The sequence below is a fragment of the Pontibacter lucknowensis genome (assembly GCF_900156415.1).
In the GTDB taxonomy this organism is placed as follows: domain Bacteria; phylum Bacteroidota; class Bacteroidia; order Cytophagales; family Hymenobacteraceae; genus Pontibacter; species Pontibacter lucknowensis.
Genome location: NZ_FTNM01000002.1, coordinates 880931 through 902365 on the forward strand (window position 1 = coordinate 880931; position 21435 = coordinate 902365).

18 protein-coding genes are annotated in these 21435 nt (G+C 46.0%); 13 read left to right on the forward strand and 5 right to left on the reverse strand.

Going from position 1 to position 21435, the window contains the following annotated elements; all coding sequences use genetic code 11:
* Nucleotides 1-2 precede the first annotated feature (2 nt).
* The 7 genes from BW972_RS10000 (at nucleotide 3) to BW972_RS10030 (ending at nucleotide 11290) form a co-directional block, all read left to right on the forward strand.
* Nucleotides 3-1211: a PDDEXK-like family protein gene (locus BW972_RS10000; RefSeq protein ID WP_076421982.1), complete on the forward strand. Its 1209-nt coding sequence runs from the start codon at nucleotides 3-5 to the stop codon at nucleotides 1209-1211.
* A gap of 30 nt (nucleotides 1212-1241) precedes the next feature.
* The gene (locus BW972_RS10005; RefSeq protein ID WP_076421983.1) at nucleotides 1242-2681 is read left to right on the forward strand and encodes a type I restriction-modification system subunit M; all 1440 of its coding nucleotides are present in this window, start codon (nucleotides 1242-1244) and stop codon (nucleotides 2679-2681) included.
* A 7-nt stretch (nucleotides 2682-2688) separates the two neighbouring features.
* Nucleotides 2689-4440 (forward strand): restriction endonuclease subunit S, encoded by a 1752-nt coding sequence (locus BW972_RS10010; protein WP_076421984.1) that lies wholly within the window; start codon nucleotides 2689-2691, stop codon nucleotides 4438-4440.
* 21 nt (nucleotides 4441-4461) lie between these two features.
* Nucleotides 4462-6438, forward strand: a complete 1977-nt coding sequence (locus BW972_RS10015; RefSeq protein WP_076421985.1) for an AbiJ-related protein — start codon at nucleotides 4462-4464, stop codon at nucleotides 6436-6438.
* The gene (locus tag BW972_RS10020) at nucleotides 6425-7279 is read left to right on the forward strand and encodes a hypothetical protein (RefSeq protein WP_076421986.1); all 855 of its coding nucleotides are present in this window, start codon (nucleotides 6425-6427) and stop codon (nucleotides 7277-7279) included. Before BW972_RS10015 ends, BW972_RS10020 begins: the two co-directional genes overlap by 14 nt.
* A gap of 209 nt (nucleotides 7280-7488) precedes the next feature.
* The gene (locus BW972_RS10025; RefSeq protein WP_076421987.1) at nucleotides 7489-10023 is read left to right on the forward strand and encodes an McrB family protein; all 2535 of its coding nucleotides are present in this window, start codon (nucleotides 7489-7491) and stop codon (nucleotides 10021-10023) included.
* A 4-nt stretch (nucleotides 10024-10027) separates the two neighbouring features.
* On the forward strand, nucleotides 10028-11290 hold the full coding sequence (locus BW972_RS10030) for an McrC family protein (RefSeq protein WP_076421988.1): 1263 nt from the start codon (nucleotides 10028-10030) through the stop codon (nucleotides 11288-11290).
* Between the two features lie 277 nt (nucleotides 11291-11567).
* On the opposite strand, the gene BW972_RS10035 is transcribed toward BW972_RS10030, so the two are convergent.
* Nucleotides 11568-12715 (reverse strand): IS3 family transposase gene (locus BW972_RS10035; RefSeq protein ID WP_394333662.1). Its coding sequence is split into 2 segments (ribosomal slippage): nucleotides 11568-12430 and nucleotides 12430-12715, totalling 1149 coding nucleotides; the frame shifts between segments, so codons are not numbered across the junction.
* A 127-nt stretch (nucleotides 12716-12842) separates the two neighbouring features.
* Here BW972_RS10035 and BW972_RS10045 point away from each other — a divergent pair.
* The 6 genes from BW972_RS10045 to BW972_RS10065 all read left to right on the forward strand — a co-directional run bounded on the left by BW972_RS10045 (nucleotide 12843) and on the right by BW972_RS10065 (nucleotide 16041).
* Nucleotides 12843-13085 carry a hypothetical protein gene (locus tag BW972_RS10045; protein WP_076421990.1) on the forward strand — a complete coding sequence of 81 codons (243 nt, stop codon included), beginning with the start codon at nucleotides 12843-12845 and terminating at the stop codon, nucleotides 13083-13085.
* A gap of 304 nt (nucleotides 13086-13389) precedes the next feature.
* Nucleotides 13390-13638, forward strand: a complete 249-nt coding sequence (locus tag BW972_RS10050; RefSeq protein ID WP_076421991.1) for a hypothetical protein — start codon at nucleotides 13390-13392, stop codon at nucleotides 13636-13638.
* Nucleotides 13635-13769 (forward strand): hypothetical protein, encoded by a 135-nt coding sequence (locus tag BW972_RS20130; RefSeq protein WP_262502657.1) that lies wholly within the window; start codon nucleotides 13635-13637, stop codon nucleotides 13767-13769. Before BW972_RS10050 ends, BW972_RS20130 begins: the two co-directional genes overlap by 4 nt.
* A gap of 19 nt (nucleotides 13770-13788) precedes the next feature.
* Nucleotides 13789-14445, forward strand: a complete 657-nt coding sequence (locus BW972_RS10055) for a hypothetical protein (RefSeq protein WP_076421992.1) — start codon at nucleotides 13789-13791, stop codon at nucleotides 14443-14445.
* Nucleotides 14446-14711: 266 nt separating this feature from the next.
* Entirely contained in the window at nucleotides 14712-15422 is a 711-nt protein-coding gene (gntA, locus tag BW972_RS10060) for a guanitoxin biosynthesis heme-dependent pre-guanitoxin N-hydroxylase GntA (RefSeq protein ID WP_076421993.1), read from the forward strand.
* Between the two features lie 28 nt (nucleotides 15423-15450).
* The gene (locus tag BW972_RS10065; RefSeq protein ID WP_076421994.1) at nucleotides 15451-16041 is read left to right on the forward strand and encodes a DUF1989 domain-containing protein; all 591 of its coding nucleotides are present in this window, start codon (nucleotides 15451-15453) and stop codon (nucleotides 16039-16041) included.
* A gap of 83 nt (nucleotides 16042-16124) precedes the next feature.
* On the opposite strand, the gene ypfJ is transcribed toward BW972_RS10065, so the two are convergent.
* The 4 genes from ypfJ to BW972_RS10085 all read right to left on the reverse strand — a co-directional run bounded on the left by ypfJ (nucleotide 16125) and on the right by BW972_RS10085 (nucleotide 21433).
* The gene (gene ypfJ, locus BW972_RS10070; protein ID WP_076421995.1) at nucleotides 16125-17024 is read right to left on the reverse strand and encodes a KPN_02809 family neutral zinc metallopeptidase; all 900 of its coding nucleotides are present in this window, start codon (nucleotides 17022-17024) and stop codon (nucleotides 16125-16127) included.
* 196 nt (nucleotides 17025-17220) lie between these two features.
* On the reverse strand, nucleotides 17221-19776 hold the full coding sequence (locus BW972_RS10075) for a family 20 glycosylhydrolase (protein WP_076421996.1): 2556 nt from the start codon (nucleotides 19774-19776) through the stop codon (nucleotides 17221-17223).
* Nucleotides 19777-20004: 228 nt separating this feature from the next.
* Nucleotides 20005-20301, reverse strand: a complete 297-nt coding sequence (locus BW972_RS10080; protein WP_076421997.1) for a GIY-YIG nuclease family protein — start codon at nucleotides 20299-20301, stop codon at nucleotides 20005-20007.
* 160 nt (nucleotides 20302-20461) lie between these two features.
* Nucleotides 20462-21433 (reverse strand): aldo/keto reductase, encoded by a 972-nt coding sequence (locus tag BW972_RS10085; protein ID WP_076421998.1) that lies wholly within the window; start codon nucleotides 21431-21433, stop codon nucleotides 20462-20464.
* Nucleotides 21434-21435: the final 2 nt, after the last annotated feature.

Consider the following 21435-nt stretch of genomic DNA (forward strand, 5'->3'; position numbering starts at 1 on the left):
AAATGGCTGAATTAACAGAGCTGGAATTACAGCAAGAGTATCTTAAGTTAATGGAGAACACCAGCCTTGATAAGCTGGAGTTAGCTTTAAATGAGCCTAACATTTTTTCTATACTGGCCATTGACAACCTGGAAATCAGGCATTCAAATTTTTTAGCTTGGTTGCTAAACCCAAAGGAAAGTCATGGCTTAAGTGATCAATTTCTGAAAAGATTTCTAAGGGAGATTTTTTTCAATAAGAAAATCAAGGAGGTAACACCTTTAGATGCCGAGAAACTTGATTATGGAAAGGTTACAATTAAAAGAGAGTGGAAACATATTGATCTATTAATTGCTTTCCCCGACTTAGTAATTTGCTTGGAGAATAAAGTACGGGCAAAAGATAATGGTAAGCAGTTAACTGATTACAAAAACATCATAGAGAAGGAGTATCCAGAAAGTAAGTATAGACAAGTATTTATTTACCTAACGCCTTATGGTAGCTCCAGCTCTCATGAGCAGGATAAGTATGCTTTTATTTCTTACCGCACCATTATAAAAATTTTAGACAGAATACTACAAGTCTACAAAGATCTGATCTCACCACAGGCATCCTTTTATATTCAAGACTACATTAAATCATTGAAAAGAAACCTAATGGGTACCGACACCACGAATAAACTTGCAAGAGAAATCTATCTAAACCATAAAAAACTGCTCGACTTTATCTTTGAGAATAGACCCGACCACATGGATGAATTTGCTAAGTTGCTGTGGGGCTTCTTAAAAGAAAAAGGCTTTGTTCAAGGGTCTCCTGCTAAAGGGTATATACGGTTTATTAACAAAAGCTTGAAGGGCTTAATACCTCTAAATGAAAAGAGAAGTGGCTGGAGTAAAAAAGAGGCGTTCCTCTTAGAATTTGAGTTTATCCATGAGGGCAAACTTATATTCAAAGCGACAGCATCACCTACCAGCGCTAACAAAAAATATAGGAATAAACTGTCTGAAATTTTGATTGGTGAGGGCGAGGCAAGGACAAGGGAAAATCATACTTGGATTGTATACTTTCAAGAAGTGTTCGAAATGGATGTAAAGGGGCAAATGCGAGAAAACCCTTACAAGCTTCCTGATGGATTCGAAACTTTTTGGACTACTAAAGTAGAGCCTATCATAGATAATGTAGAGAAAGCATTATTAGCTCACAAAATTGAACTAATAGCTCTTAATAGTTAAATATAAAATTACGCTTACATATACACTTAAATGAGTAACCTTTCAGGTATAATTAAATCCATCCGCGACATCATGCGCCAGGATGCGGGAGTGGACGGAGATGCACAGCGTATCTCCCAGATGGTTTGGATGCTTTTTTTGAAAGTTTTCAGCGACAAGGAGGAAGAGTGGGAACTGACCATAGACAACTATAAATCGCCTATACCTGCCAGGCTGCAGTGGAGCAACTGGGCTGCCGATGAGGAAGGTATGACAGGCGACGAGCTGCTGGATTTCGTGAACAACGAACTGTTCGAGACGCTGAAGAACCTAGACGTGGTACCGAAGACCGACCCGCAGGGATGGATCGTGAAGCAGGTGTTTGAGGATACCTACAACTACATGAAAAGCGGCACGCTAATCCGCCAGGTGATCAACAAGATCAACCAGATCGACTTCAACTCCTCTTCGGACCGCCACCTGTTCAACGACATTTACGAGAACATGCTCAAGGAGCTGCAAAGCGCAGGCTCCTCAGGCGAGTACTATACCCCGCGTGCCGTGACGCAGTTTATGGTAGACATGACGGCTCCGCAGATCGGCGAAAGCGTGCTGGACCCTGCCTGCGGTACGGGCGGCTTCCTGACCTGTGCCATTGAGCACGTACGTACCCAGCTGAACAATCCCTCTGACATACAGACGCTGCAGGAGAGCTTTCAGGGGGTAGAGAAAAAGCCGCTGCCGCACATGCTGGCCACCACCAACCTGATGCTGCACGGCATGGATGTGCCAGTTATCCGACACGATAACCTGCTGGTGCGCCCTTACGACAGTTGGGGACCGAAAGATCAGGTAGACATCATCCTGAGTAACCCGCCTTTCGGGGGAACCGAGGAAGAAGGCACGGACGCTAACTTCCCACCCAAGTTCAAGACCAAGGAAACAGCCGACCTGTTCATGGCCCTGATCATGCGCCTGCTTAAAGACAATGGTCGTGCAGCTGTGGTACTGCCCGACGGTACGCTGTTTGGCGAGGGTGTGAAAACGCGCATTAAGGAGGAGCTGCTGAGCAAGTGCAACCTGCATACCCTTGTGCGCCTGCCCAACGGCGTGTTTAACCCTTATACCAGTATAAAAACTAACCTACTGTTCTTCACCAAAGGCCAGCCTACCAAAGAGGTTTGGTACTTCGAGCACCCCTACCCTGCCGGAGCGAAAAGCTACAACAAGGGCAAACCGATCAACATTAAGGAGTTTGACCTGGAGAAAGCCTGGTGGCACAACCGGGAAGAGAACGAATATGCCTGGCGTGTGCCAGTGGAGGAGATCGTGGCCCGCAACTATAACCTGGACATCAAGAACCCGCATGCCCCGGAAACAGCTCTCGGCGACCCGAACGAGCTGCTGGCTCAGCTGCAGCAAACGGCACAGCGCGTGAAGGCACTACAGCAGGAAATTGTAAATGCATTGGAAGAATCCCTGTTAAGCTAAGCCGCGCATGTTACTACTGGAGCAATTCGAAAACTTGACGCTGCACCCGAAAAACGCAGCCAGGCTAAAAGAACTCGTCCTGCAGCTGGCCGTGCAGGGAAAACTGACCGAGAACTGGCGCAGGCAAAACCCTGATGTGGAGTCTGCCGCTGAACTGCTGAGGCGCATTGAGGCGGAAAAGGCGCAGTTGGTGAAGGATAAAAAGATCAAGAAAGATAAGCCGCTGGAGCCGATCTCTGAGGATGAGGTGCCTTATTCTTTACCCGAGGGATGGGTTTGGATTAGATTAGGAGGTTTAGGAAGTATCGTAGGTGGAGGAACCCCAAAAGCTGATTCTCCAGAATTCTTCTGCGAAGAAGGTATACCTTGGCTTACTCCTGCCGATTTAGGAAAGCATCAGGGCAAGTATGTGACTAGAGGGAGAAGGGATATTACAGAGCTGGGACTTGCAAAAAGCTCAGCACAGCTACTCCCAACGGGTTCTGTGCTCTTTTCAAGTAGAGCTCCAATTGGTCATTTGGCCATAGCTTCAAATCCTATTTCAACTAATCAGGGTTTCAAGTCTTGTGTACCTTATATTCTTGACCTTAATCAGTATATCTTTTACTTTCTTAAAAAGGCTGCAAAAGAAATCAATGAAAATGCTTCAGGTACTACTTTTAAAGAAGTATCTGGTAAAGAAGTATCTGCTATACTTGTTCCCCTACCTCCCCTTGCCGAGCAGAAAGCCATTGTGGCGCGGGTGGAAGAGCTGATGCAGAAAATTGAGGAGCTGGAGAACCAAACGGCAGAACGTATACAACTGAAAAAGCACTTGGGAGCCGCCGCCTTGCAGCAATTAACAGCCGCCACCGACGAGGAACTGGAGCAAAACTGGCTTTTCCTGAAGCAGCACTTTACAAGTATGTTTGATGAGGCCGCCAATGTAAAAAAGCTCCGCGAAACCATACTTCAGCTGGCCGTACAAGGCAAACTCACCGCCACCTGGCGCAAGTATAACCCCACTACCGAGCCAGCCTCTGAACTCCTGAAACGCATTCAGGCAGAAAAGGCGCAACTGGTAAAGGAGAAGAAGATCAAAAAGGAAAAACCGCTGGAGCCGATTTCAGAAGACGAAGTGCCTTATACTTTGCCGGAGGGTTGGGTTTGGTGTAGGTTTGGTGATGTTGCTAAAGAGATGGCTTACGGTACATCTGAGAAGACCAATGACTTTAGCGAAGTACCTGTTTTAAGGATGGGAAATATAACATCTGATGGAAAGGTGTTATACCATAATCTGAAATTCATCTCACCTACTATCAAGGATTTACCGCGTCTTTACTTGAAGAAGTATGACTTAGTTTTCAACCGAACGAATAGCTATGAGCTTGTTGGCAAAAGTGGTGTCTTCGATAAAAATGATGATGAGTTTACTTTAGCTTCATATCTAATTAAAGCAACCTTGTTTCTAGACGATGTAGATGTCTTTTATATCAATAACTACATTAATTCATCAGTATGCCGTCAGACTCAGATTGAGCCACAAATTACTCAGCAAACAAACCAAGCAAATTTTAGTGGTTCTAAGCTAAAAGACATTCTAGTTCCTCTCCCTCCCCATACCGAACAAGAAGCCATAGTTGCCAAAGTAGATCAATTGATGCAGCTATGCGACAAACTAGAGAAACAGATTCAGCAGTCAAAACAAGAGGCAGAGGCGCTGATGCAGTCGGTGGTGCAGGAGGCTTTGCAGGTGCAGGAGGAGGAAGTAATCTTATAATTTTGAAACTAGAAAATCCGAATGCAATTAACAAAAAAAGTAAAATCAGAACTATTAAGCTTCCTTTTGCAAACTCCTAACTCTTTTGGTGAGTTAGATGAGAATGAAGGAATTATACCTTTCCTCGGCGAAATTTGGAATTTGAGGGCGATGCCTTCTACTGATGAAAGGTTCCAAGATGGATATAGAGATATTTATCATCATATGATTAATAATGATGATTGGAGTTTGGAATATCTTTTTATTGATCGGTTAAATTTATTGGAGGATGATGAAAGCTTTAAGAAATTCACAGAGACGATTGTTAGCCCTAAGTACAAAAAAAATGCAGATGAAATTTTCACTTTTGTAGCAAGCATAAATAGGTATTTAGAAAAAGGAAATCTACAATTAGCCATAACAGCTTACACCGAAAATAACCTTCCAGTTTATTCCCTACAAACAAAGGAAGAAGTTGATGACTTACCCGCACATATAAAATTGAATGATTATCCATTTTATGTAATCAAAACACCTAATGGTAGGTCAAAATACAAAAGCTCCCATTCTAATCCCCCTACCACTCCAGCTTTTGTACTCGTATTTAATGATGGGTGGAATGACTTTAGTGTATGGTCAGAGTTTTCATTATTTTACTATAATGATGGAGATACATGCGAGTACATCGGGGATACTAAAATAATCTTCAAAGAAGAGCTGAATACCCCCGAGTTTATTCCTGAACAGTTTAATAGACTGAATCAAGACTTTTGCTCCCTAGGACAAGAAATTAGCTATTATAATAACCTTCAAGATTCAATAGAGAGAGATTTTGAGAGTGTTCTTTATGCATTAAGAGATGCGGCCTTCTTTCCTCAAATTCAAGAAGTTTTCGAAGAACAAGGTAACTTTGTCAATTCACTTGTTAGGGATGATAAGGCTGAGAGATTATTAAGAGAGGCGAAACATATTATAACTAGTGGAAATACTTCATCCGATTTATATAATTTTACTTACACGTTCAAACCAGCATTTTCAGATACTCCCGTTAATATCAATTTTGGATTCAATGTAGACTCTTCTACACCAAACAGAATTTATGGCCTGATTGGTAAGAATGGTACTGGGAAAACTCAATTAGTTGCTTCTTTGCCTAATAAGATAGCAAAAAGAGAGGATGCGTTCTTTTCACCAAGAGCACCTCTTTTTAGTAAAGTAATAGCTATATCCTATAGCATCTTTGATAGATTTGAAATACCTCAAACTACAGCATCTTTCAACTATATATATTGTGGTTTACGCAACAAGAAAGGAGAATTCGTTTCTGAGGATATTCTCGTAGAGCGCTTTCATAAAACGTGGAAGAGAATTGAAGAATTAAAGCGAATCAATAAATGGAGGAAAATTCTCCTCAATTTTATTGATGAAGAGTTGGTTAATCAGTTTATAGTGGAGCGGGATGAAATTGAATTTATTACGAATAAATATAAAGTTAACATAAGCGGCTTTAACAGTATCAAAAATATTCTAAGCTCAGGTCAGAGCATTTTACTATATATCATATCTGAAATAGTCGCCCACATTCGATATGACTCTCTATTAATCTATGATGAACCTGAGACTCATTTACATCCAAATGCAATTACACAGCTGATGAACACTATTTATGAGCTTGTAAATGAATTTGAATCTTATTGTATCATAGCCACACATTCGCCTCTTGTTATTAGAGAACTATTCTCTAGAAATGTGTATGTCATTGAAAGGCATGGTGACATTCCATCTATACGTCTAATAGGGATTGAGTCTTTTGGTGAGAACTTAACCACCCTTACTGATGAAGTCTTTGGAAATAAAGATGTTGATAAACAATATAAGATGATAATTCAAAAGCTTGTCGAAAAAGGCGCATCATATGATAGTATTGTCTCGAATCTGTCATCTAACGACACTCCTTTAAGCCTTAATGCACGATTGTATATCAAAAGCCAAATAAAAGTAAGAAATGAGAAAGCTTAATTTCTACAATGAAGATGCTTTTGATTTTTATGAAGATGTCATCAAAAGCAAAAGGAATTCTAAAGACGATCTAGATTATAAGCAGCGATTAACGTCCCACAATGAGACAATTAAGCTACTATATTCTAATTATGACAAAAATTTTAGTAGCAATTCACTTCAGTTACTATCTAGGCATGGTTTCGTCGGTAGCGATAAAGATGATCTGCATAGACTATATTCCTACAAAGCAAAGAAATTTCAGAATCTCAAAATAAAACTAACAACTACAGATTCAAACAAGAAGATAAGCACCTGTCAAAATTGTACTATTAGTGAGGTAAACTCATTTGATCATTTCGTGCCTCAGGAAGAATTTGCAGAATTTGTAGTAAACCCTAAGAACCTTTTCCCAAGTTGTACCAAATGTAATGGATTTAAGAGTACCGCTTGGCGCGAGGGAAACAAGAAACTCTTTCTGAATTTATACCTTGATTCTTTACCGGAAGAACAATATCTATTTGTAAATATTATAAATGTTAATGGTTCAATTGAAACCGATTTTTATCTAGATAACCCGAGTGGTATTGATCAGGAATTGTTCGAGTTAATTCATAATCATTATACAAAACTGCGCTTGTGTCCAAGATTTAGTGAAAATGCTGATTCAGTGATAACTGAATTAGAAAATAGTATAAAAAATACTGCTAAAAGACTTCCTAGGAGTGAAGTAATAGATACAATAGTTGAAACAGCTTCAGATAATAAAGCAGCTTTTGGTTATAACTATTGGAAATCTGTTTTAGAAATCGCCTTAGTAAGAGATGCAGCTTTCATGAATACATTCGAGTGGAACAATTAAATCTTGTTCAAATACGGCTGGGCAACTATCAATCTGTAGACAGAGTTAGATCATATCATAGATGAAGAAGATCATATAAATATCAAAGACTATTTTTAGAATTGCTTAACCCGACTTGAGTAAGCAAAAGATAATTATTCTGGTCTACCATGGAAAGCTTAATCAACTCGTTTGAGTACTAAATTCCTTAACTTCTAAAATAGAGCAATATGACCGTAGAGAATCTTATTGAGAAAAGTAGAGTACTTAATAAACTACGTGATTCTAAAATCATATTTGAAGAGCTCAATAAGATTGAGCCTGACATTCTTATTGAGTTGGTTTATGGATGGCAGCCTGTAAAAGACTTCAAACCAGTTATATTGTTACGATTCCTTATTGCTCAAAGCCTACTCAATGGTAAAAGAGTAGATAATGATGCTATACAAAAAATGAAAGCCGCCATTGAGCGTCGTGACATTTCAGAGTATTACGACTTACCCGCAGCATATAAACAAAGTATGCAAAGCTATAAGAAGAGTGATCGTGGTATGTTTCCTCAGTGGAAAGACTCTTTTAGAATTTTATTCCCCTTTTTCTACACCAGAACAGAAAAAGAACAGACTAAGAAAGCTCTACACAAGTTTGCTGAAGAATTAATTGATCATAACTCAATCACAGACACACAAATTCATATAGTTGATTTTGATGGTTCTCAAAACTATGGTGATGATTTAGTGTGGATGGCTCTTATTCCTGAAAAGGCACCAAGTGTACAAGATGCATATCAATTATTCTTCAGAGTTGATAAAGACGGATACAGTGGAGGACTATATAAAGGTCATAGACTTTCAGGGAATGGCTTCACTCAAATTGACAATCGATACTCTACTTTGGAAGATTATTTAAAAAGCTTGAACCTAATTATCCCACAGTGGCAAGCTTTAAATGAAACCATATATGAAGAACTCTCAGAAGATGAAGCTGAATTCAAAGATAGAATTAGAAAGTTATCTCTAGAGAACCTTAATACCTATTTCAATGCATTAGATCAAATAATAGAGGAGCTTTCATTACTAAATGAAGATAACCTTGTGTTCAGTACAGCCTCAAAACAGCTGAGTTTTCAGGTCGGCAGGAGGTATTGCCTTAATTTAAAAAATAATAAATTTTCTTTCATTGCACCAGAAGATTACAATATTCCTGGCATAGAGAAAGAAGCTTTTACAGGTGGTGCGAATGCAGCTTATTTTAAGAATAACATTGCCCAAATTGTTCAGCAACATATTAATGCTATTACTGAAGCTGTCGACTTTGAGATAGAAAGAAACAATAAAACCGATCCTAAAGAGTATGATAATACAGCCTTTAGGAAGGCTGTATTCGATAAAGAATACAGAGCGACTTTTTTCAACTTTGATCCAACCCAATTGCTTTTTACAGTAAAGGATACTGCTATTAAAGCAAATAAGAATAAGTCTCCTATGCTTTTAAATCAAATTCTCTTTGGCCCTCCGGGTACCGGAAAAACCTTCAACACCATCAACTTGGCATTAGAAATCTTAGGGGAGAAAACGGACAATATAGAGAGGACTGCAATTAAGAGGATCTTTGAGAGAAGAGTAGCCGATGGTCAGATCATGTTTACCACATTCCATCAAAGCATGAGCTATGAAGACTTTATCGAAGGTATAAAACCAAAGTCAGAGAACGAGAAATTGCTGTATGAAATCGAAGAAGGGATCTTCAAATCTATTTGTAATAAGGCCAGACCTTCTTCTGGAAACTTTGAGGAAGTCATTGAGGCTTTCAAAAAGGAAATCTCAGAAGCTGATGGAAAAGAGCCATTAACCATTACTTCTAAGGCATCAACCTTTGATGTGGTTTATAGGGGTACAAATGTCTTCTATGTGCAGCCTCACAACAGTGTAAAAGATAAGCCTTGGTACCCCGTTAACATATTAAATGTCCGTAAAGCTTATGAATCTGGATCATTTGATGGTGTTTATAATCCTACCTATGTAAGGGAGATTATTAAACATCTGGAGAAGCATAGAAATTTAGTAAAAGGCAGCCTGAGTGATGAAACAGTAAAACCTTACGTTCTGATCATCGACGAAATAAACCGCGGCAATGTGTCCCAAATTTTCGGCGAACTCATCACACTAATCGAAGAAGACAAGCGCCTTGGTAAAGACGAACAACTGGAAGTCACCCTCCCCTACAGCAAAGAGAAGTTTGGTGTACCAGCCAACCTATACATCATCGGCACCATGAATACTGCCGACCGTAGTGTAGAGGCTTTGGACACTGCCCTGCGCCGCCGCTTCAGCTTTGTTGAAATGCCACCAAGGTATGATCTGGAAGGGCTTCAGCAGGAAGTGGAAGGCTACAAACTGGCTGACATCCTTAAGAAAATAAACCGTAGAATCGAGAAGCTATTGGGCAAAGACAACCTGATCGGGCATAGTTATTTCCTCTGCGTTGAGAACACCGATAACCTACGAGCTGCTTTCCAGAACAAGATCATTCCGCTGCTGCAGGAGTATTTCTACGGCGACTACGGCAAGATAGGCTTGGTGCTGGGTGAGGGCTTTTTCAAGGAACTGGATAAAGTTGAAGAGGCTGATATATTTGCCTCTTTCGGCAATTACGATCCTGCTGGTCTATCTGAAAAACAGGTATACCATTTAGCCGAACTAATAGGTAAAGACCGACTGTCAGACGATGACTTTAAATCGGCTCTGGAGAAGTTAATGAAGTAGACATATGCTTGAACAGGAAAACCCTCTGCGGGTATTTGAGCATAGCAGTCTCTGGGCACATAAAGGTGAGCCAAAGAAACGTCTCACCGATAATCAATTGCATGCCCTACAGGCTTTCCATGGTGAGGAAGGTGTCCCCTACTATACCCTGATCCACAAAGGTGTCAGGTTTACGGAGTATGTAGGTGTGTTACAGGTTGGGAACCTAACGATTGAGGTGCTCCCTAAAGCAGACAAAAACGACAGCGTTACTCAGTGGCACGGTATGCTGATCGGTATGCTCAAAGCAGTCGGGCTTTTTAACATACAGGCTCCGACCAGCAGCGACCTAAGCCTGCGCTCCAACTCTATTCTGGACCTGTACTTTGCGCTATACCTGCAGGAAATAGAGTATCTGCTGCATCGCGGTCTTGTGAAGAAATATCGCAAAATAGAAAGTAATGCAACAGCACTCAAAGGCAGTATTCAGTTCGCACAACACATCCAAAAAAACCTGGTTCATCAGGAGCGATTTTATGTGCGCCACACCACCTACGATGTGCAGCACCAACTCCACCAGATCCTATACAAGACCCTTCTGCTGCTAAAGCAGATCAATACCAATACCGCGCTTAATAGTAAAATCGGTTCTCTGCTGTTAAACTTCCCAGAGCAGCAAGATCTGAAAGTATCAGAAGTCACGTTTGAGAAAATCACACTTAACCGGAAAACAGAAAGCTACAGCAAAGCGCTGGAGATTGCTCGAATGCTGCTGTTAAATTACCATCCGGATGTGAGCAAAGGCCAAAACCACGTACTGGCCCTGATGTTTGACATGAACATGCTTTGGGAGCGCTTCGTGTACGTGAGTCTGCGCAAAGGTTTCTGTAAAGCAAACCTAAGCTATACCTTACACGATCAGGTGCACAAGTATTTCTGGAAGCCGGCTCATGGAAGCCGAAGCAAGATCAAACCTGATATAGTTATCAACAAGGATCAGCCTGACTGTCTGGTACTGGATACCAAATGGAAGAACCTGAACGGTTACAACCCTTCCCCTGATGATCTAAGGCAATTGTATGTATATCACCAATATTACCATGCAAAAAGAGTTGCGTTGGTTTATCCTGGTGGAGAGAAAGGGTTTAAAAACGGGAAGTACCTTTGTTCTAGTAGAGGCATAGAAACCGATATAGAATGCAGTATCATTACTTTACCTGTTGAAGATTCCATCGATGCCTGGCAAAAATCTATTTTCGCTGAAATTCATGCTTGGTCAGGTTATTAAGGATAATTAACTCTATCCTGAAAATCCTTAAATCCTGATTCAGACAAATTTACCCGGTGCACGATTAACCCACCCCTGCCCCTCCGAGGAAGGGAATTTCAGTGCACGATTCGGACTGGTCGCGACCTGTCCCTACGAGAATGAACCAACCGAATTGCCCCAAACATAGGCTGCGCGATAGTACAAAAATGGCAGGTATAAATTTGGCCTAAATGTAAGTACCCCTAAACCAGCACAGTTCAAAAGTAGACTTTTCTAAAATCACTTGCCACCACTGTTATGAAGTGGATATGTGGTAAACCTGCTGCGTTGGCTCTGTGAGCGTGGGCAGGTTTTCCATATTTCCACTTTCTTTTTGGAGCGGCCACTCCCTTGGCGTCAGGTTGCCGAGCGCCTCGTGGGGCCTTTGGGTGTTGTAATGCTCCACCCACTCCTGCGTCAGCCCCCGGACCTCCTCCAGGTCAAAGAACAGGTAGCTGTCGAGGATCTCCCTGCGGTAGCTGCCGTTGAATCGCTCGATATAGCCGTTCTGCATCGGCTTTCCCGGCTGCGTGTACTGAATCGCGATCTTTTCCTTCTCGCACCACAAGGTGAAATCGGCGCTGGTGAACTCCGGCCCGTTGTCCACCCGAATGGATGCCGGCTTTCCCCGCCAGTCAATGAGCTGCTCGAGCGTGCGGATCACGCTTTTGGCCCCGATGGAGGTGGCCACCTCGATGGAGAGCGCCTTCCGGTTGCAGTCATCGATCACGTTCAGGGTCCTGAACTTGCTGCCCGAGGCCAGCGAGTCACTCATAAAGTCCATGCTCCAGCTGCTGTTAAGCTGGGTTTGCTGCACCAGGGGCTGTTTTACCCTGGCTGGCAGCCTTCGCTTGCCTCTTCTCTTCTTGTTTAGCTTCAGGAGTTTGTAGACCCGGTACACCCGCTTGTGGTTCCACTTCCTGCCGGCTCTTTTCAGGCAGGCCAGCAGCTTCCTGAAACCGTAGGAAGGGTGAGGGGCGGCCAGCTCCTGCAGGGCCGCGATCACTTCCGCGTCATCACGGCGGCTTTTGTAGTAGAACTTCGAGCGGGACAGACCGCTCAGCGTGCAGGCCCTGGCAACCGAGAGGCCGTAGTCCGAGACAAGCTCCTGGGCTAGGGCTTTCTGCTGCCAGGGCCCCAGCCCTTTTTTGTGATCACTTCCTTTAGGATGGCGTGGTCCAGGCTCAGGTCGGCAAACATCTTCTTGAGCCGCTGGTTCTCCTCCTCCAGCTCTTTGAGGCGCTGCACGTCCGAGGCCTCCATGCCCCCGTAGCGGCTCCTCCACTTGTAGAAGGCTGCCCGGCTGATCTCCAGCTCCCGGCAGATGTCCTCGGCCTTGCGGCCCGCCTCGTGCTCCTTGAGGACTTTCACGATCTGACTCTCGGTAAATCTTGTCTTTTTCATCTTCTCAGTTTAAATGTATGACTTTTCTGTCTACTTTTAAACTGTCTTAATTTTAGGGATACTTACATAAACTATTGTTCAACTCATCAGTTAAAGTGTCGAAAACTATGAATTTGAAACGCACCTTATGTCTATACTTCAATTAAAACCTACGATACTGGTCGAAACGCCTTTAGGTACAGGCCAGGCAATTTTCATCATCGACTATGGCATGCATCAGAACACATGCTGGGTGGTCGCCTTGCAGAAAGATGGTGTAATCAAGCATTTTGACTGCAATGATGTGATCCTGTCGACAAACTATACCTATGGCATGAACCTCCGGAAGAATCACTTTCCTGTGCAAGAGTCTACTGCAGCTTCAGAATAATCCAGCATGTATGCTGAGGCCACTTTATGCTGTTCATACAGCTGGTTAAATCACTGCCATACCAAGTTGTTGCTACAAGCTCTATAATGAAAAAAGTCTCTCCCAGTGCGGAGAGACTTTTGTTTTTAATCGGGCATTAACTTCAATTTTACATTGTGCTTTATGGAATAGGTATAGCTACCGCATACCAATCAAATTAAATAACGCTGGTGTTGGTCAGTGCTTCGTGTGCAAAAAATTCACATTGCCTTTTAACTGAGAATATCTAACTTAACAGGTACAACCTTCATCAGATGCTACATCCATGAAAACAACTTTACTCCTCCTCACCCTATTTCTTGCCTCCTCCTTTGTGTTCGTCAAAACCGACTGGATCGAAGCGAAACTAAGTCCGGCTATATCAGTTGCCTTCCCACTCGATCCGCAGACGCATGAAGATGCCCGGCAGAAGATATTGGCAACCAGCAACAGCAGAACTTATTTCATGGCCATGACCAGTCAGTTGCCGCACCAGGAGAAGCTGACGAAGGGCGACATACAGGGTGTACCATGACCTGCTTTAAGCGCATGTTCGTGGTAGACCGCACCCTATACCTGTTCGACTGCTGGTACCTCGAAGAAGGCAATGCCGCCAGTGAAGAAGACAAAAAGACATTCTTTAACTCTATTCAGCTTAAGCCTTGAGTTCAGGTATACCTACTCCATGATCCACCCCATTCGCCGCGCCAGCATCTTCCGCTCCTCCCCTTTTGCCGACAACCTGATAGCATCTTATCAGCGTAGCTATGCCGCCATGTATGATGCGACTATACCGGAAGAAGCGAAGGTGCTCCGCCAGTATTATGATCACCGGGCAGCCTGGCAGCCGGATGACACCCCCATTGTGTCAGATCTGGTATTGGCCTACGAAGCAGCGGACCTGCCGGACTATGTGACGCAGTTGCCACTGCGGTTGCAAAAATTCTTCCACTCACTCGGTGTGACGCAGCTATACCTGATGGACTTCCTGCGCTCTAATCTGAATGAGTTTCCCTTTGAAAACTTCAGGAAAAAGAACCTGTTCAGGCGAATAGCTGGCAGGCACAGCCAGGACTATAACTACCTGCTCGACACCAGTGATCTGCCCCGACTGCTGCCCCTCTTCTTTCAAGCGAGAAAGTGGGATGTACCCGTTATTTTTCTGGTCGCTGCCGACGGAGAGATACCTGTCGCTATAAATTTATGCGATGATGGAAACCTGCATGTCAGTTGCTCAGACAGGTATAGCCAGGAGGTACAGGCAGCCGCCCTGGCAGCTGGCTTTGAGACAGGCGACTTTACGATCTGCAGCAGGTATAGCGTTTGTTATCTGCCGCATTAAACTGTATCCCCTCCCCCCAAATTTAAGCCTGCAAAATAGCACCCTTTTAAACCCATCCGAGTATAAGCATCTATCATACCTGTCAGGATGATACCAAAGCAGCGCTGGCTCATATTGGATAGAGCAAATGCTCATACAGGCTGTAAAGAGCTTTGCAGCATCAGAAATAAGCTTTTCTAAACTTCCCGTTGCCGCAGCTGTTTTAATCAGAGGCTTTTACTCCTGCAAATGGAGTTGTCTCTTTTTATCACTATTATTTGATACACATGCTTACGAAAACATACTTTACACCAGACGACCTGGAAACAAACGATAGTGCACTTCTCCAAGACATATACAGTAGCATTTCCGAGAAAGTAGGCGAAACAGAATATCCCTGCGTGGGTGCCAAGGCGGCCCTGAACTCCAAACAGCTCCGCATTGGGGTGTATGACCGGATGGCCACAGATGAAACGACCAGGCAGTTAGGGCATGACTTAAAACAGTACATAGCCGAGACCCTGGCAACCGAAAGTGAATACATGACCATGGTGGCCTTTTTTAAGGAAGAGGAACCTGCGGACGAGCTGGCATTTGAAAACAAGCTATGGGCCCAGCTACAGCGCCTGCACGACAGCGACGACAGTCCCGCTCCCTGGGACCCGGAGGTGAGCAGCAATCCAACGGATACGAATTTCAGCTTCAGTTACAACGGCACTGCTTTTTTTGTGGTGGGCCTGCACCCCAATGCCAGCCGCAAAGCCAGGACACTGGGCTACACGTCCATGGCTTTTAACCTGCACCGGCAGTTTGAGCAGCTACGCGACAAAGGGGTGTATGAGAACATGAAGAAAGTGATCCGCGACCGGGACGCCGCCTACGACGGAAGCATAAACCCGATGCTAAACGACTTCGGCGAAGGACTGGAAGCACCGCAGTACAGCGGTCGCCAGGTGGATGATAGCTGGAAGTGCCCTTTCCTGGCGGGTAAATTATAAGGACGTGACCTAACAAAAGACATACAACATGATAGAAACGATTGCCAAACAAACTGGCGCTGCCTTTAAACTGAACAAAGGAGACAAACTGAAAGTGATCGACCCGCTGGGGGAGCAGGTGAGCGACATGGTGCTCTTCAACGCTGAGGATAAGCGTGAGAAACTGTCGTCGGGGAAAACGCTAGACTTTGAGGAAACCATTCTGATCACGAAGGGGCACCACCTGTGGAGCAACAGAAGCCACAAGATGATGGAAATACTCGAGGACACAAACGGCCGCAACGATTTCCTGCTGGCTCCCTGCAGTCCGGAGACCTTTCAGATCATGTACCAGAACCCGGAGTACCATCCCAGTTGTTTCGAGAACCTCTACACCAACCTGGCAGCTTTTGGCCTGGAGCCCGATGATGTGCCGACAGCCTTCAACATTTTTATGAATGTGCAGTTTGCCGCAGACGGGAAGTTAACGGTCGCCCCTCCTACGAGCAAGGCAGGTGACTACGTATTGCTGGAAGCCAAAATGGATTTGATCGTCGGTCTCACGGCCTGTTCCGCTGAGCAGTCCAATAACTACAGTTTCAAGCCCATCCAGTACGAGATCATCAGGGCGCAAAACTAATACGCCAGGAACTTCTTAAACGACAAACAGAAAAGCCTCTCCATTCCCGGAGAGGCTTTCATTTTTACCATAGCTATACCTACCTACAACTCCGCCGCATTGAAGGTATCGCCCTGCCGCACATCGCCAGTCACGAAGCCTTTCCTGAACCAGCGGACGCGTTGAGCGGAGGTGCCGTGCGTGAAGGAGTCGGGCACTACCCGGCCGGTGGCTTGCTTCTGCAGGCGGTCATCGCCAATGGCGCTGGCTGCGTTCAGGGCTTCTTCCAGGTCGCCAGGTTCCAGAAAGCCTGTGGAGCGTTGGGTATGGTGTGCCCACACACCGGCATAGAAATCGGCCTGCAGTTCTACCCGAACCATGAGTTGGTTGAATTCGGTCTGGGAAAGCTGGCCCCGCATGGCGTTTACTTTGTCCATCACGCCCGTGAGTTTCTGGACATGGTGCCCTACTTCATGGCCCACTACATAGGCCTGTGCAAAGTCACCGCCAGCACCCAGTTTGTGCTCCATTTCACTGAAAAAACTCAGGTCTATGTACAGTTTTTCATCGCCGGGACAGTAAAACGGCCCTGAAGCTGAGGAAGCTGAACCACAGGCTGAGTTTACCTGCCCCGAAAACAGTACCAGCGTAGGCTCTCTGTACCCTTGCACAATGTTGTTCCAGACATCTTCGGTATCTGCCAACACAACTTTTGTTTGTTCGGCCAGCTCCTGCTCTTCCGGGCTTGGCTGGTAGTCGCTTGTCTGGGCATATTGCGGTTCGCCCCCCACAAACTGCTGCAGGAGCGTGAGCGGGTTAGTGCCTGTCAGAAAAAGGAACAGCGCGATCACGGCTACAATCACGAGCCCCGCTTTCGAAAACAGGAGCCGGAACAAAGGGATCAGCAGCATGGGGCTGATGCCCCGGCCACCCCCAAAGCCACCTCCTGACTGACCCCTACGGTCTTCTACATTGGTGCTTTTTCTTCTGCCTTGCCATTTCATAGTATTTGTTTTTCATGAAGTGAATAATTCCAGGTTAAGCTCATTTTCAGCCTTTATTATGAAAATGTATACCTATATGAGAACAGTTTAACGGCGGGCAGCTGCTCTTGGATGTACGCCCACAAAAAAAGGTCTGCCAGGTATACCTGACAGACCTTTTACGCGGTCTTCTCTCCTGGCGAAACCGACTATATAATCAGCTCGCCTTGTTCACAACCGTTACCACGCGGCCGGAGCGGCCGGTAGGAGAAAATACTTTGAGTTTGATCTCCCCTTTGTCGCTGATCGGTCCGGTGTATACCGGGCTCTTTTCGCCTGGCTCTGTGCCGTCGGTGGTATAGCGGATGGTGAAGCCGGGCAGCTGCACATTGGCCAGTACTCTGCCGTTTTCGACCACCGCCCCAGCTGTTGGGATGCGGTACTGGAATCCGCCGGCATAGTGGCTCAGACGCGGGAGCTCCCGTTTGCCCAGCACATTGACAAAAGCTGACCATGCCTGGTTGTAGGCGGCCTCCCCTTTAGCGGCATTTGGCTCGGTTGCCCAGGCCGGGTCAGGTGCCCAGGCTCTTTCGGCCAGGCCCAGCAGTTTCGGCAGCAGCATGTACTCCAGTCGTTCCGGGGTTTTGATCATCTCCGACCAAAGCGGCGCCTGCAAACCCACAATGTTCGACCGGCCAAAGGCAGTCAGTCGCTCTTTTCCTTTATAGACTACCGCAGGATTGATCGGATCGTTATTTGTGTCCACCTTCTGGTTCTTCATGTAGTCGAAGGGAATGAAGTAGAAGGGCTTGTCCAGATCGAGGTAGCCGGCCCAGTACAGGCCCGGCTCTTCGTAGGCTTTCTGGTAAGTCAGGTCCAGGTATAGGTTGGAGGCATTGGTGAGCACGACTTTGTAACCGGCATTCGCCATGCGGTAGGCCAGGTCCTCTGCGCCCCACAGGTTGTTCCAGACATCCACATGAAAGTTCTTGCCTTTGAAATCCTGGTTGGGCACATACACTTTCTTCCCGTTCTGCTCTACCCTTGTCAAGCCGATTTCTTCCCAGCCCGACAGGTATAGCTTGCGGGCATTCAGCATGTCATTCACCTTGCCGAAGTAGTAATCCCAAAGGTCATATTTACCTTTTATCGTTGGGTTCGCCGCCATCAAAGCGTTTACAGCGGGAGATTTCTCCCACACGCCATTTGGCACTTCGTCGCCGCCCATGTGAATGGTCTGGATCGGGGCGCCGGCTTCCTGGTACATGGCCAGTATCTCGTCCACCACCTTTTCGAGGAAGGTATAGGTAGAGGGCAGCGCCACATTTATCACATTATCGTTCCAGTTCTGCACGGAGCGGTATACCGACTGATCCTCCAGGTCACGGAGCAGATAGCGTTTCGCTTCCTCGGGTTTTCCCTCCTGCATGAGGCGGGCATAGCGGGCATCCATCGACTTGATAGCGGCCCGGGCGTGCCCTGGCGTTTCTATTTCAGGGATCACCTTGATGTGGCGCTCCGTGGCATACTTGAGAATCTCGATATAATCGGCTTTGGTATAGTGCCCGCTGCCGCTGGTTTTATTTGCATCCGGACCGGAGCCCAGCGATGGCTGCAGGTGGTTCTTTTCATCTAAGGTATGGCCGCGTTTGCCGCCCACCTCCGTCAGTTCCGGCAGACCAGGAATCTCCAGGCGCCAGCCTTCGTCGTCGTTCAGGTGAAAGTGCAGCACATTCAGCTTGTAGAGCGCCATCATATCGAGCACCTTCAGCACCTGCTCCTTCGATTGAAAGTTGCGGGACACATCCATCATAAAAGCCCGGTGCCCGAATCGCGGTGCATCCGACACACGCACACCAGGCAATGAAACGGAGGTCTGGTTTTTAGCCAGTGCCGCCGCCGGGATCAGCGTCTTCAGCGATTGGGTGCCGTAGAAGGCACCAGCAGGCGTAGAAGCGGCGATCACCACTTCCTGCGGACTCACCTGCAGTTCGTAGGCTTCCGGCCCCATCCCTTTCTTCTGCTGCAGGCGGATCGCCTTACCCGTGCCCAGCATGCTGATCACCGGCTTTTTGCCAAAAACAGTTCCGAAGTGATCAGCCAGCAAATCAGCCTCCCGCAAAAAAGCAGCATCGGTTACAATAGGCACGGTGGCGGTCATCGTAAAAGGCTGTCCGGTTTCATGGTAGACAGCCGGTGTCGGAAATACCTTGGTCAGCTTTTCTTCCGGGATATCGGTAATGACCTTGTTTTGTGCATAAATGTCTTTCGCCTGTACCCAGTCTACCCAGGGCTGGTCTGGCTTTTTGACGCTGATCGGTGCCGTCGCATAGCCTTTCGACTTGTCGTTATCCCAGACCAGGTAAAAGCCATGCGGTGTTCTGGAGTCGTTCACGACCTGTCCGCCGGAAAGCAGTTCAATGCGCTGCGAAGCCCCTGGAGCCAGCTCTTTGAAAGCGTCCGTCGGTACCAGGTAACGCAGATCGCCGTTCACATGCTCTACCTTGACAGGCGCATTTTCAGCTATGGGTTTGAGTGCAGGAAAAGAATGGAAATACAGGGTCCAGCCGCTTGCCGGCAAAGGGACATTCCCGTTATTGGTGAGGGTAAGGACGGCCAGCGTCTGCGGCTTGTCCTGGTACTTTCCGTCTGTTACTTCATAATTTAGCTGAAGCTTCTTAGGGTCAAATTGGTTTTTACTTTCCTGCGCAAAGGCATTTGCATAAAGCAGGACAAAGAGGGCGCATAAAAGGCCTACCAGGGTCTTTTTCATTTTATAAAATATTCAGGCATATCGATCTGAGCTGAAATATAGCACAAAATGCGTAGAACCTCAGGCTTTGGCGCTGGATCATTGTGAAGACATTGATCCTGCGCTGTTGAATGTCGATTCAGCCGAGCCTATTTTCTGACGGGGTCGTTTCATTCTATTTTGTCATCCGGAGTACTACACTTTTGTCATCCTGTAAGGATCTTGGTAGCGAGCGTATGAAACTATAATTCAAGGATCAGCTCTTAGAAACCGCAGATATGGATTCTCACTTTTTATCAAATCCACTTTCTTCTCACGACTCCAGCTTTTTAGCTCCTTTTCTCTATCAATAGCGTGCTGCACATAGGTATAGCGTTCATAGTAGAGAAGTTTGTAACAGAAGTAGCGTCCTGCAAAGGTCTCAGGCTTACCTCTGTTTTCCTTATGTTGCTCAAGCCGATGTACCAAGTCATTTGTAACACCCACATAGAGCACAGTCTTGCTCGGGTTAGTCGTGATATAGACAAAGTAGTTATGGCTCTTCATAGTATACTACAGTGACGGCCGTTTCATTATACTTTTTTTGTCATTCTGAAAGAATCTTGGTCGCAAGTGGCATAGGCTTATCACCCCTCTAACCAAGATCCTTACAGGATGACAAAAAAATAAATGACAAAAAAGTAAAGTCAATAGCGGTGATTCTTCCCTACTGCGACCACTCTGTTGGCTTCCGGTCCCAGCGGTGTGATTTGAGTTGGGCCAGCAGTTCGTCTGGCAGACCTTTGCCATCACCGGCCTGCAGGTTGGCCTGCACGTGGTGGGCTTTGCGCATACCGGGTATGGTGGTGCTCACATCCGGATTGCTCAGAATAAAGCGCAGGGCCATCTCTGCCATGCTCATGCCGGCAGGTACAAGCGGCTTCAGGCGGTCGGCATGCGCCACACTGGACTGCAGGTTTTCGGGCACAAAGTAGGTGCTGCGCCAGTCGCCTTCAGGGAAAGTCGTTTCAGTTGTGAAAGTGCCGGTGAGGGTGCCTTCATCGAAGGGAACACGGGCGATGGTGGCGATATCCAGTTCGCGGCAAAGCGGGAACAGCTTGTCTTCCGGTGCCTGGTCGAAAATATTGTAGATGACCTGCACGCTGCTGATGTGGCCGGTGCGCAGGGTCTGAAGCACGTTGTCCGGTTCCCAGCGGTTTACGCTCACCCCCATGTGCTGAATTTTGCCATCGGCTTTCAACTTCTCCACCGCCCGCTGCCATTCCTCCTGCTCGGCCCAGCTGTTTTCCCAGACATGAAACTGCTGCAGGTCGATTGTCTCCACCCCCAGGTTCTGCAGGCTTTTCTCGGTATAGGAGATGATGTGCTCGGCAGGGAAACAATCTTCAAGTTTGTAAGATGCTTTCGACGGCCACTTCATGTTTTTGGGTGGAATCTTCGTTGCCACATACAGGCGCTTATCCGGGTTACGCTTGAGCAGGCGACCCAGGATCTGTTCGCTTTTGCCTTTGCCGTAGCCCCAGGCCGTGTCAAAAAAGTTGCAGCCGCCTTCCACGGCCATATCCAGCGAGTGGTCTGACTGCTTGTCATCCGAACCGGTCCAGCCGGCCATACCCCACATGCCGTATCCTATTTCACTCACTTGCCAGCCTGTGCGGCCAAATCTTCTGTACTCCATAC